At 62.6% G+C, this 13,183-nt stretch carries 8 protein-coding genes and 2 pseudogenes; 5 read left to right on the top strand and 5 right to left on the bottom strand.

What is annotated here, in order from left to right; translation table 11 throughout:
• The first annotated feature begins 123 nt into the window (after positions 1-123).
• Positions 124-501, top strand: coding sequence for a hypothetical protein (locus CXQ90_RS09295; RefSeq protein ID WP_104138640.1), 378 nt, complete (start codon positions 124-126; stop codon positions 499-501).
• A gap of 415 nt (positions 502-916) precedes the next feature.
• On the opposite strand, the gene CXQ90_RS09305 is transcribed toward CXQ90_RS09295, so the two are convergent.
• The 5 genes and pseudogenes from CXQ90_RS09305 to CXQ90_RS09320 all read right to left on the bottom strand — a co-directional run bounded on the left by CXQ90_RS09305 (position 917) and on the right by CXQ90_RS09320 (position 7,583).
• Positions 917-1,645: a hypothetical protein gene (locus CXQ90_RS09305; protein ID WP_258064441.1), complete on the bottom strand. Its 729-nt coding sequence runs from the start codon at positions 1,643-1,645 to the stop codon at positions 917-919.
• 1,689 nt (positions 1,646-3,334) lie between these two features.
• Complete coding sequence (locus CXQ90_RS22105; protein WP_146068870.1) at positions 3,335-3,826, bottom strand: hypothetical protein; 492 nt, start codon at positions 3,824-3,826, stop codon at positions 3,335-3,337.
• Positions 3,763-4,356: a hypothetical protein gene (locus CXQ90_RS09310; protein WP_181038499.1), complete on the bottom strand. Its 594-nt coding sequence runs from the start codon at positions 4,354-4,356 to the stop codon at positions 3,763-3,765. Before CXQ90_RS09310 ends, CXQ90_RS22105 begins: the two co-directional genes overlap by 64 nt.
• A 529-nt stretch (positions 4,357-4,885) precedes the next feature.
• A pseudogene (locus tag CXQ90_RS09315) lies at positions 4,886-6,102 on the bottom strand (IS110 family transposase).
• Between the two features lie 521 nt (positions 6,103-6,623).
• Positions 6,624-7,583, bottom strand: coding sequence for a heme o synthase (locus tag CXQ90_RS09320; protein WP_104138643.1), 960 nt, complete (start codon positions 7,581-7,583; stop codon positions 6,624-6,626).
• A 520-nt stretch (positions 7,584-8,103) separates the two neighbouring features.
• Between CXQ90_RS09320 and tkt the strand changes: the two genes are divergently transcribed.
• From tkt to CXQ90_RS22865, 4 genes and pseudogenes are all read left to right on the top strand, one after another.
• Complete coding sequence (gene tkt, locus CXQ90_RS09325) at positions 8,104-10,221, top strand: transketolase (RefSeq protein ID WP_104138645.1); 2,118 nt, start codon at positions 8,104-8,106, stop codon at positions 10,219-10,221.
• Positions 10,222-10,250: 29 nt separating this feature from the next.
• On the top strand, positions 10,251-11,369 hold the full coding sequence (gene tal / locus CXQ90_RS09330; protein ID WP_104138646.1) for a transaldolase: 1,119 nt from the start codon (positions 10,251-10,253) through the stop codon (positions 11,367-11,369).
• Positions 11,370-11,375: 6 nt separating this feature from the next.
• Positions 11,376-13,010, top strand: coding sequence for a glucose-6-phosphate isomerase (locus CXQ90_RS09335; RefSeq protein ID WP_104138648.1), 1,635 nt, complete (start codon positions 11,376-11,378; stop codon positions 13,008-13,010).
• A gap of 15 nt (positions 13,011-13,025) precedes the next feature.
• Positions 13,026-13,183: pseudogene (locus tag CXQ90_RS22865) on the top strand (glucose-6-phosphate dehydrogenase); the annotation flags it as partial.

A 13,183-nucleotide genomic window follows, 5' to 3' on the forward strand; every position in this document is an offset into this window, starting at 1 on the left:
GCTCAGTGGCGGACCCAGCGGGAGGCTAAGCCGCTCAGTGGATCGGTGCATCATTGGAGGATGTGGAAATGGCGGACTGCGCGTCTGAAATTAGATCGACAGTGGCAAGCTCGGAAAGTCCGGGTGCAGGAGCTGGAATCACTGCCCGAGCCAGGCTACGGATACGGACCGCAATGGGAAGCCCTCATCGCAGGTCGCCGAGAATTCACGGGCAGAGTACTCAGCGGGCCGTACGTGGGGCACGACCTCTTGATCAAGGTGCATGGCGACGCTGCACTCGACCATGAGTACGTGCCGGCCGACTTCTCATATACGGCCGACTACTGGCTGGTTGATGAGGATAATGCTGGTCCCGGCGACGACGAGTATGACCCGTCGTTCGACACCCTCGAGGAGCTCCAGGACTGGCTGCACGACATACCAATCGAATGGCACTCACCGTACATTTCGCTCGCGCGGATAGGGCGACTGTCGGGTTATGACGGGACGCGAGTGCCGTAGCCGCAGTTGGGCACGGCCGACAGGTTGCCCATTATCGCGGCCGCGAGAGAGTCCAATAACCCTTGGGCAGACGGCCAGTGAATATCCCGCTTTCAGACCATGAAGCGATTGCGATCAATCGCCAGACCCCGTTTGCAGCCCACGCAGCTGCTTCACTGGGTCCCAACGTTTCGGCGATTCGCTTCATCCCACGGCATGCCCTTCTGGATCCACTGTTCGCGCCACTGCGCATAGCTATATCCAAGGTCGTCGTCAGTAACTCCGAACTCAAAGCCGCAGCTCCAACAGATTTCGTATGACCCACCTCCGGAAGATGAGCGAGGTGGTTCGGTAAGACCCGGCCATCCGCAAACAGAGCATGTATATCTCGTCATGGCACCATTTTTCCCGGCTGCTTGTTCCAGCAGCTGTTCCCCTACCGCATTCCCGAAGGTTGTCCAGCTGTCCGTCCGAGGAATCGACCAGCGCGACTGAAATCGCGTACGACGAATATCATCCCGATCATGAGGAGAAACACCGCGATTAGAAATACCCAGCCGAATGGATCATCACGCCCGGCGCTGTTGAGGGCTTGAGGAATGAAAACCAAGGGGTAGAACGGCATTATCAGCAGCTGCGTTGCAAGGGCCTTTCGCATCTGCACAGCCGCTCCCCGGGTTACCGTGAGATGCTCCGGAACGATTGTGGTCTTACCTGCGATCTGACGGCGAACGTGTTTCCGTTCATCGCTCGTTAGCGAAAGGGTCACGTCGACATTTCCATAGTCGGCTGCCGGTACAACTTTCTTCGAGTTGAAGACCAGGCCTCCGATCATGGTGCCTAGTCCTGCCAGCATGAAGCCAAACGCTAGGTAGGATGGCCAGTCACCCAAAGAACCCCCAAACGCTAGGGCCGCCACCACGGAGCCAATTACGACCAAGACGAACACGCCGCCTGGCCAGAATCGCGTGTAGTAGGTCTTCACAGCTTTGCCCAGGCCACGGTCCGCCAACCCCTGAGCTCTCTTGGTGGCCTGAGCCCAACGTTCGTTGGACTCCGCCATAAGGTCCTCGATTCCGCCCATTTTTCCATTCCTCTTGGTGGGGCTCCTACGTGGACCGACAACATAAAATCCTGCTGTTGAGTTGCTGACTTTGATGCTCACATCCTGAACTATTTGGCTCGGTAAGCCAATAATTCGATTTGGTCCCGCGGCCAAAACAGTCCCAGCAACCGTTGAGGATGCGGACGGCTTAGTCGGCGGGGCGGAGCTGGGACCGGACCACGACGATCCCCGGCCCGTAGCGCTTATCCATCGCCTTCTGCAGCGATCCGTCGTCATGGGGAACGTACCTGAAGAGGTAACCGTTTTCGACCCGTGTATCTGCCGCGGGTCGCTCCGTCTCCCATATCTCGCGTTGGATTTGCTGCAGGCGCGCTTTGCTCCCGGTGCCAGGGTTGCGTGGATCCTGTCGAGGATCCGGTTCTCCCCATGATTCGTTGGACGAGATGCTTCGTGGGGGTCTTGTGACGGTGAAACTGGTTCCGTCCCAGGTCCCGTGAACCACGAAGTCTCCGTAGGTTACGTTAGCCACTGTCACTTCGCCGTCCGCTACTGACCAGTCCCAGCCGCGGAGAGGCGGCCCAGTGCATAAGGGCGGATCGGAGGTTGCGATGCCACCCATACAGAATCGAGGCAGCTCATTTCCCTCCTGACGCACCAACCCGCGGCCCACAAGCTCTCCAGGCGCGGCCGTTGTGGACTGTTGCTCCGTAGGACCTGGCGGCAGCTCGCCGGCAGGTGGCCGGGGCGAGGTGCAAGCTGACAGCACCATCGAGAACATAGCAACGACCGCGCAACCAACAAGCCTTGGTCTCATAGGAACAGTATGGTCCAGCCTTGGCTATTCAACATCAGCCTCACGACCAAGGAACGTGTACGCAGTCCAATGGACAGCCCCGGCCTCAGCGGCCAACATCCAGCCCGGAAAACTTATGTGCTTCAGGGTGCGGGGACAGCCGGTGCAGCGGAACTGATCAGATCCCTGGCGCGCCGCTATAGATCGTCCTCGCCCATAATTGCCTTGCGAAAGAACCGCTGAGTGACTGCATCTGCATAAATACCCACGGGAAGCCAACGGACATCCCAGTCCGCAAGCAATGTTTGCAGACGCGCATCTGTCATGCGTTGGTAGGCGTCGCTCGTACCCCGGCTGCTCCGCCTCCGAGAAATCTGGACATCCCATCCGTAACGTTTTGAGGGTTGAACAGCAATATAGTTGCCGGCTTTTTGTCCGCGGATTATGAGGCCCACGCGGTGTTCAGAAAACACATTGGATTCCGATGCTAGTTTTATGGATTTTCGCCAGCTGACGGGAACTTTCGTCCGGGAAGGCAGCTGTGATCGGTCGGGCGAGTACGTAAAGCTGGACGAGTCCCAATCCCCTGAAAGCAGCCGGAAGGCCGCTTCCAGGAATGCTAAAGGTATCTGTCCAAAGCGGAGTCGGGTCGGGGCCGATCGCCGGCCGGATCGATACTCACGTCTACCTGCCATGCCGTTTCCTTGCTACCGCTTTTGATTCTGTCGGGGGCAGCTAATCACGTCCGAGTCAGTTTGGCGTGCAGCAGCACCTACCGGAACCCCGGATTACGAGATGGGTGGGAAAGTACTGCATAACCCCAACCGGCTATTTTCTGGGTCAGCCGGCGTACATCCCTGGCCAAGATCGGAGCGGTGAACAATTCTATGCGAAGCGCCGAAGCGCCGAAGAGCCGAAGAGGGGAAACGTGGACTAGACCTATCGAACTGTGCCGTGCAGGGTTCGTCCAGCGGCTGTAGCGGGCTGCGCTTGTTCTAGTTGGTGGTGAATTTTCCCCCTACGCTTTCAATGACGATTTCCGGGGCTACTGATGCAATTTGGAGGGCTAGCGGCATGCGATGCAGAGAAACGTCCCCCTCGGAGTACCTGATTTGGACTCTGACAGCGTTATAGATCGGGTCCACCATCACTGCGGCAATCTTGCTCTGTGGGCCTGGATGGAACCTCGTCGCAAGCTGACTCCGCAACGCAGTGAGATACGTCAGCGGTTTCCCAGTTCCGACATCAGCGATGAATTCACCACTCGGATCCAGCGTCTCCCTCAGCCGTACAAATTCGGGATCCTGCCATGACCCGCCGACAGTCCACACGTGGATGGCTGAATAGTTGAAATTAAAGTAGGCCCCTCCGAAGCGTTCCGGGTGGGATCTAACAAACTCGTCAACCTGGCTAAAGGCAGCCTTTAGAGCTGATGTAGGCGTGCCATAGAAGCGATCATGAGTGATAAAGCGGGCCGGCGTGTCCATGCGAATAGACTGTCGCCGCGCAGGGCGAAGTTTATCGCTTGAGGAATGAAGACAAGCGGAAACATCGGCTGCAGGAGCATCTGCGTGGCAAGGCCCTTTCGCAGCTGCACTGCGGCGGCCCGGGTGACCTCAAGGTGTTCCGGATCGATGGGTGCTTTCCCTGCGATCTGACGGCGGACCTGCTTTTGTTCTTCGCTCTCCAGAGAAAGCAGCACGTCGATCTTTCCCAAGTTGGCTGCAGGCACCACCTTCTTCGCGTTGTAGACCAGGCCCCCAATCAAGATACCCAGCACTGCAAGGAGAAACCCGAACATCAGGAAGGACGCCCATTCCGCCAGCGTGGCTCGGAAAGCCAAGATTCCGCCCATGGTTCCGGCCGCGACCAGGATGAACAGGCCGGCTGGGAAATAGCGTGTGTAGTAGGTTTTCACGGCCTCGCCAAGGCCGTTGTCTTCTATGCCCTGGGCTCTTCTCATCGCGTCTGCCCAACGGTCGTTGGACTCTGCCATGAGATCGTCCATCCCGCTCATCGTCTTCTTCTTCCCCGAAGCACAAAACGCAGACAAGACGCTAGTGAAAACCTGCTGATGCGTCCTGTCCAGATCCTCAAAGCCTGAACTATGCGCACCAATAAACCAATGGTCCCAGCCCGCTGTTCTTGGCCAACGAGTCCGCTCAGGAGACAGCTTTGTCGCGGATTCGGCAGCCCTCACTCAGGGCAGCGATGATTCGCGGGCGGACCGTCCCACAGAGGGTTGCAATCCTTTGGAACGCCCATTCTTGGCCGCCTTGGACAGTAGGTGCTGAAGAGGCCAATTTTCGGCCCGGTCAGGGTTCCCCCTAGGGGGTGGGACTAGCTGACGCGTGATTGTGAGTGTGGAGAGCCATTCAGCTTGGCCGTGCCGTCGGTGGAGGAACTGGGCTAATGCCAGAAGCGGTAAGGCCGGTCACCGTAGTCGGTGCCGTACCCGTCCGCGAGCCGTAGGCGCAGTGCGGCAGCACAGCATCACGACCGATCCCGGCCGTTGAAGAGTCTTGGGTTGTTTGATGGGGTTTTGGTCAGGCGGCAGATGCGAAGGCGTGATGCTCGTCGAATAGGTTCCGGCTTTGAAGGCAGTAGTAGAGCTGGCCGAGGAATCGGTTGAAGAGGTTGCGTTGGGCAGCTGCGTGCCAGTCGCCGGCTGCGCGGCGCCGTCGGTAGTGTTCGTTGGCGCCATTGGAGCATTTGAGGGAGGCGAAGGCCCAGAGGAATCCTGCGTGCATCAGCCGGTGGTTTTTGACGTATCGTCGGCCGACGTAGGTCTTTTTCCCGGATGCGCGCGTGATCGGGGCTGATTCTGCGTAGGCTTTCAGCGCTCGGGCGTCGACGAATCGGGTGGGGTCGTCGCCGACCTCGGCCAGTATTCGTGCTCCGAGTTGGACGCCTAGGCCTGGGAAGCTCTGGAGAATTTGTGCGTCTGGGTGCTGCAGGAATGCCTCTTCAACGGCCTGGGCGAGCCGGTCTGCTGCGGTGCATGCGGCGTCCAGTTGCAGCAGCAGGGCTGATAGTTGCATGCCCATGGCGTCCTCGATGGGCTGGGGGTGTCGGGCGTAGTTATCGCGGAATATCTCTTTGAGTCTGGCTGCTTCTGCCTCGATTCCCCTGCTGCGGCCTGATCGGCGAAGGGCTGACTGCAGCTGTGTTGTCGTGAGTTTCGCTGCCCGGGCCGGGGTGGGAGCAATGGCAGGATGATGCGTGCATCCTCTCGGGTGAGGCCATTCTGTTTGCCAAGGAACGCCTGTAGCGTTGCGGGATAGTAGCAGCGCAGGAGCGAGCGAACTTGGTTGGCTATTTGCTGCCGCGTCCAGACGGCGTCTTGTTGAGCTCGGGCGAGGACGGTGATCGCCCGGGCCAGTTCGCTGTCCTGTGGCAGGGGCCGGTGGGCTGCCATATCGGTGCGCAGGATATTGGCTAGGACGAGTGCGTCGCCGTGGTCGGATTTCTTGCCGGAAACGGCGTGCCGGTCCCGGTATCGGGCGGCTGAGAGCGGGTTCACGGCGTAGACCTGGCGGGTTCCTGTTCGCAGGGTGGCTACGAGGAGTCCGTGGCTGGTCTCGATTGCTATGGGGATCGGGGTCTGCGGGGTGTCGCCGTGCGCCGCGAGCAGATCCAGCAGGATCTTGTAGCCTGCGGCGTCATCGGTGATGCGTTGCTTTGCCAGCAATTCGCCGGCTTCGTTGACGAGCGCGATGTCATGGTGATTTTCGGCCCAGTCGAGGCCGCAGTACACGTTCAATTCCTGCTCCTAACTCTTCTCCGTGTCATGGGTGAGCCTGTTCGGGGCACGCGGCGACCTAATTCCAGGACTCGTTGGTCCGCCATCTCACTAGCCGTTCGTGACACCGGCTCATCCAGAGGGCCTCAGTCTTAATCAAGAGCTCGAAGGCTCGGCAATTTAGAGGGAGGTCTCCCCTTGATGGGCTCGCACCACAAAGAGCATCAGCCTGGCGGCCCTGCAGAGCTCGCAGACACTCCCTAGCAACCCGGTAACCGCTGGGCATGCGAACAGGAACAGGTCACGCAAAGCTGTGAGACGAGCCTAATCCGCCAAGTGGCAGCCGCTCTTTTGCGAGGCCTCCAAGGCCAGGAAATCTATAGGAGTCCACCGGGGCAGGGTGTCAGGAAACCCGACACGGCAGCGGCTTCGGAAGCTCAAATGGAGCCGCTAATACAGAATTAGGAACGCTCCTCCACACGGTGTGAAGGAGCGTTACCGAATCTCTTGCGAAAGCTGACAGAGCGTCTTGGGGTGCCCGGTCAGCCCATGATGGCGGAGCCCACGAACGGGTCCACGGCCAGGGCGATGAAGAGGAGCGTCAGGTAGCTGATGGAGCCGTGGAAGACCTTCATGGCACCCTTGTCCGACAGATCCCCGCCCTGCGCCCGGTTGTAGAGGGCGTGGGACTCGTACAGGAACCAGGCGCCGGCGAGAACGGCGGTCGCGGTGTAGACCCAGCCAGCGCCGCCGGCGGGAACCATGAGCAGCGAACACGCCACCATGGCCCAGGCGTAGAGGACCACCTGCACGGAAACCACCTTGGCGCCGGCAATGGCGCCGAGCATGGGCACGTTGGCGTTCCGGTAGTCCTCGCCGTAGCGCATGGACAGCGGCCAGTAGTGCGGCGGCGTCCACAGGAAGATCACCATGAACAGGACGACTGCCGGCCACTCCACGGTGTTGGTGACGGCGGCCCACGCAATGAGAACCGGGAAGCAGCCGGCCGCGCCGCCCCAGACGATGTTCTGGGCGGTGCGCCGCTTCAGGATCATGGTGTAGATCACCACGTAGAAGACGATCGCCCCGAGCCCTAGCCAGGCGGACAGCGGATTCGCGCCGAACCAGAGGATGGCGATGGCGGCAGCGCCCAGCAACCAGGCAAAGATGAGGGCCTCACGCGGCGTGACCTCGCCGGTGACTAGCGGGCGCTTTTCGGTACGGTGCATCAGCTTGTCGATGTCGCGGTCGATGTAGCAGTTGAAGGCGCCAGCGCTGCCGGCTGCGAACGCACCGCCCACCAGCGTTGCAATGATGAGCCCAAGGGACGGAAATCCGCGCTGGGCATAGATCATGGTGGGGAGCGTGCTGACCAGCAGAAGTTCAATGACCCGCGGTTTGGTGAGAGCAAGGTACGCCTTCGCCTTGCGGGCTAGTCCGGCTTTTCCGTGGACCTTGGCGGAGGTCAGCGGCGTATCTGTTGTGCTCACGTTGGCAGTCACTCTGTTCTGTCTGGCGGTGTTATCTGACTGATCTGCCCGAATCCTGGGTCCGGATTGATCCCTCAACGGCGATGGACGGGCTTGGCAGTCCGCTGAGCGGTTACTGCTGGTCCGCCGGTGGCCTCCCGATATCATACCGCGGACCCGCATCCGTCGTTGGCACCACCCGACTCGGGCAAATCACTGAAAATGATTCGTTCGAGCTCGCTTCGAGCACATTAACGCAGCCTCACCTGAGAGTCCCGGAAAGAGTGATTCACAAAAGAGAAATTGCGTCCATTTGGTGAGATTTTCGCTGCCCGCAGTGTGGAATAGAGCTAAGCTGTCTGCAGATCAGCGCACACTGGGAGACGGCTAGAAACCGCATTCCCATACCGTCCGGCGACTGAATGAAGATCAACGTTTCAATGGTGAACGGCTGGTAGACAAAAACGCAGCGGGCACCAACCTGTGCCCTTGCCGCGACCTGTCCGTACCGCTTGCCGTTAGCACAGAGAGGGGCCCGGTTTTCGTGCCACATTTGAAAGAGCAAGAACTGACATGGACCAGCTTGGACCAGCGCGCGGTTGACACGGTCCGTGTCCTCGCCGCCGACGCCGTCGAAAAGGTGGGCAATGGCCACCCCGGCACCGCAATGAGCCTGGCTCCGGCCGCATACCTTCTCTTTCAGAAGATGATGCGCCACGACCCCAAGAACCCGGACTGGATCGGCCGCGACCGGTTTATCCTCTCCCCCGGCCACACGTCCCTGACGCTTTACATCCAGCTGTTCCTCTCCGGCTACGGCCTGGAACTGAAGGACCTGCAGGCGCTGCGCACCTGGGGATCGCTGACCCCGGGCCACCCGGAATACAAGCACACCGCCGGCGTGGAGATCACCACCGGGCCGCTCGGCCAGGGCCTCGCGTCCGCGGTTGGCTTCGCCTACTCCCAGCGCCGCCAGCGCGGACTGTTCGACGCCGATGCCGCCCCCGGCACCAGCCCGTTCGACCACACCATCTGGGTCATCGCCTCCGACGGCGACCTCCAGGAGGGTGTCACCTCCGAGGCGTCGTCCCTCGCCGGCCACCAGGAACTCGGCAACCTCGTGGTGATCTACGACGAGAACCACATCTCCATTGAAGACGACACCGACATCGCCTTCACCGAGGACGTCCTGAAGCGCTACGAGGCCTACGGCTGGCACGTCCAGCGCGTCGACTGGACGAAGACGGGCGAGTACCAGGAAGACGTCCAGGAGCTGCACGCCGCGCTCCAGGCTGCCCAGGCCGAGACGTCCAAGCCCTCCATCGTTTCGCTGCGCACCATCATCGGCTACCCCGCGCCGAAGAAGCAGAACACCGGCAAGATCCACGGCTCGGCCCTGGGTTCCGAAGAAGTAGCGGCACTGAAGGAAGTCCTGGGCTTCGATCCCGAGAAGACCTTCGAGGTCGACGAAGAGGTGCTGGCCCACGCCCGCGCCGTCGTGGACCGCGGTGCCCACGCACGCAAGGAATGGGAGGAGGCCTTCGGAGCCTGGCAGTCCGCCCACCCCGAAGCGGCCGCACTCCTGGAGCGCGTGGAAGCGCGCAAACTGCCGTCCGAACTGGACGCGGCCCTGCCCGTGTTCCCCGCAGGCAAGGACGTCTCCACCCGTGCGGCCTCCGGCAAGGTCCTGAACGCCATCGGCCCGGTCATGCCGGAACTCTGGGGCGGCTCAGCAGACCTCGCGGAGTCGAACAACACCACGATCGAAGGTTCGCCGTCGTTCGTTCCGGCGTCCAAGCAGACCGAAGCCTGGAAGGGTAACCCGTACGGCCGGGTCCTGCACTTCGGCATTCGCGAGCACGCTGCCGCGTCGATCGTCAACGGCATCGCCCTGCACGGCAAGACCCGCGCATTCTCCGGTACGTTCCTGATCTTCAGCGACTACCAGCGTCCCGCCATCCGCCTCGGCGCGCTCATGGGCGTGCCGTCCCTGTATGTCTGGACCCACGACTCCATCGGTCTGGGCGAGGACGGTCCCACCCACCAGCCGGTGGAGCAGCTTGCGTCACTGCGCGCCATCCCGGGCCTGGACGTTGTCCGTCCCGGTGACGCCAACGAGGTCGCCGCGGCATGGAAGACCATGCTGGAGAACCACGAGAACCCCGCCGGCATCGTGCTGACCCGCCAGAACATTCCGACCTATGCCCGCGGCGAGGGCGAAGCCGAGGGTGACACCTTCGGCTCCACCGCCGGCGTCGCGAAGGGCGGATACGTCTTGGCCGAGGCCTCCAAGGACGGCCAGACGGTCGACGCCCAGGTCATCCTGATCGGCACCGGCTCGGAAGTCCAGCTGGCCGTTGAGGCCCGCGAAGCGCTGCAGGCCGAGGGCATCGCCACCCGCGTGGTCTCCATGCCGTGCGTCGAGTGGTTCAACAAGCAGGACGCCGCCTACCGCGAGGCAGTGCTTCCCGCTGCCGTCAAGGCCCGCGTTTCGGTCGAGGCCGGTCTGGCCCTGGGCTGGAAGGAGTTCGTCGGCGACGCCGGACGCTCCATCAGCCTCGAGCACTTCGGCGCCTCCGCCGACTACAAGCGCCTCTTCCAGGAATTCGGCATCACGGCGGAAGCTGTCACCGCCGCCGCCAAGGATTCCCTCGCCGGAATCCAGTCCTGACAGCACCTACAGTTTCAAGGAGAAACGACATGACTACCACTCCCACGCAGCAGCTCTCCGACGCCGGCGTTTCCATCTGGCTCGATGACCTTTCCCGCGGCCGCCTGAAGACGGGCACGCTGCAGAAGCTCATCGAAGAGAAGAACGTTGTGGGTGTCACCACGAACCCCAGCATCTTCCACGCCGCCATCACCACCGGCCACGACTACGACGCCACCATCGCCAAGCAGGCCGCGGCCGGAGCGTCCATCGAGGAAACCATCTTCGAAATCACCACCACGGACGTCGCGGACGCCTGCGACCTCTTCGCTCCCGTCGCCGCGGCAACCAAGGGCGTGGACGGCCGCGTTTCGATCGAGGTTGATCCCCGCCTCGCCTGGGACACCGCCGGAACCATCGCCGAAGCCAAGCACCTGTACAAGAAGGTCGGCCGGGACAACGTCCACATCAAGATCCCCGCCACGCTCGAAGGCCTGGAGGCCATCACGGCTACCCTGGCCGAGGGCATCAGCGTCAACGTGACCCTGATCTTCTCGCTGGAACGCTACCGCGCTGTCATCAACGCCTTCCAGAGCGGCCTGGAGCAGGCCAAGGACAACGGCCACGACCTCTCCAAGATCCACTCGGTGGCCTCGTTCTTCGTCTCCCGCGTGGACAGCGAGATCGACAAGCGCCTCGACGCCATCGGCACCGACGAAGCGAAGGCACTCAAGGGCAAGGCCGGCGTCGCCAACGCCCGCCTCGCCTACCAGGTCTACGAGGAGCAGTTCTCCACCGAGCGCTGGGCGGTGCTGGCCGAGGCAGGCGCCCTGCCGCAGCGTCCGCTCTGGGCCTCCACCGGCGTGAAGGATCCGGCCTACCCTGACACCCTCTACGTGACCGAACTCGTTGCACCCGGCGTCGTGAACACCATGCCGGAGAAGACCCTCGACGCCACGTTCGACCACGGCGTGGTCACCGGGGACACTGTCACCAACGGCTACGACGATGCGAATGCTACGCTCAACGCGCTGGACGCCCTGGGCGTCTCGTACAACGAGGTCGTGGCCGTGCTCGAATCCGAAGGCCTCGACAAGTTCGTCGCCAGCTGGAAGGAACTGCTGGCCGATGTTGAGGGCGCCCTCGCCACCGCACGGAAGGCTTCCTAGTACACAATGAGCACACTCAGCTACGACGCCACCGGCGCCGCCCGGAAGGCTCTTGAGCAGCACCTGCCAGCACTGGTGGAGGACCGGATCGCCACCCGAATCTTCGCGAGGGACCATACGCTGTGGGGTCCCGATGCAGAAGCCGAGTCCGCAGTCCGTCTGGGCTGGGTCGAGGCTGCCACGGTCGCACGGCCGCTCGTCGCCGGTATCCTGGAACTCCGCGATGCCCTGAAGGCCGACGGCGTCACGCGCATCGTCCTTTGCGGCATGGGCGGATCCTCGCTCGCTCCTGAAGTCATCGCCGGCACCGCTGGCGTCGAGCTGACCGTGCTGGACAGCACCGACCCCGAACAGGTCGGTGCTGCCCTCGCGGACCGTCTCGCCGAGACCGCGATCGTGGTTTCTTCGAAGTCTGGTTCGACCCTTGAAACCGACTCGCAGCGGCGGGTCTTCGAGCACGCGTTCAACGAAGCCGGCATCGACGCCAAGAGCCGGATCATCATCGTGACCGACCCCGGGTCGCCGCTGGACAAGGCGTCCCGCGAGGCCGGCTACCGTGCCATCTTCAACGCGGATCCGAATGTGGGTGGACGCTATTCCGCCCTGACCGCCTTCGGGCTCGTGCCCTCCGGCCTGGCGGGCGTCGACATCGAGTCCTTCCTGGACGAGGCTGAGGAAGCCGCCGAAATCCTGAACGAGGACGCGCCCGAGAACATCGGGCTGGCCCTGGCGACGGCACTCGGCGGGACCAACCCGCTGCGCGACAAGATCGTCATCGCCGAGGACGGCTCGGGGATCGTGGGCTTTGCCGACTGGGCCGAGCAGCTCATCGCCGAATCCACCGGCAAGCTCGGCACGGGCGTCCTGCCCGTGGTTGCCGGCCCGTCGGCGCCGGAGGTTACCTCCGGAGCCGAAGACGTAGTGGTGGTGCGGCTCGTGAGCCCGGATGCCGACGTCGAACTCGGCGAAAACGAGGTTGCCATCGCGGGCGGGCTCGCCACCCAGATGATGGTGTGGGAGTTTGCCACGGCAGTGGCCGGCCGGCTTCTGGGCATCAACCCGTTTGACCAGCCCGACGTCGAAGCAGCCAAGGTCGCTGCCCGCGGCCTGCTGGACGCGCAGCCGGAACCCACGCCGGCGGCCTTCGTTGACGGCGCCATTGAAGTGCGCGGCGGCGACTGGCTCGGCGGCTCGGCCACCGCGGCAGACGCCGTTTCCGCGCTGCTCGGCCAGCTGGGCAGCGACGGCTACCTCAGCGTGCAGGCCTACTTTGACCGGCTGGCCTACGCACGCCTCGAAGGCATCCGCGACGAACTCGCCGCAGTCAGCGGCCGTCCGGTCACCTTCGGCTGGGGACCTCGCTTCCTCCACTCCACCGGCCAGTTCCACAAGGGCGGCCCCGCCATCGGCGTCTTCCTGCAGGTGACAGCGGCTTCCGGCCAGGACCTTGCCATTCCGGACCGTCCGTTCACCTTCGGCGAACTGATCTCGGCGCAGGCAGCAGGGGATGCCCAGGTGCTGAGCGAACACGGCCGCCCCGTCCTGCGCCTGCACCTCACCGACCGTGCAGCCGGCGTGGCCCAGCTCCAGGAGATCGTTTCCGCGCTTGCCGGCCAGGCCACATCCGCCACTGAAAGCTAAGGCACCGAACCAACCATGCCAGAAACCCTGAACGGCAGAAGGTCAGCAGGCAGGAACGGGAACCCGCTGCGGGATCCACGGGACCGCCGGCTGAACCGGATCGCCGGACCGTCGTCGCTCGTGCTCTTCGGAGTCACGGGCGACCTCGCCCGCAAGAAGCTCATGCCCGCTGT

This window comes from Arthrobacter sp. ZGTC131 (assembly GCF_002929275.1).
In the GTDB taxonomy this organism is placed as follows: domain Bacteria; phylum Actinomycetota; class Actinomycetes; order Actinomycetales; family Micrococcaceae; genus Arthrobacter.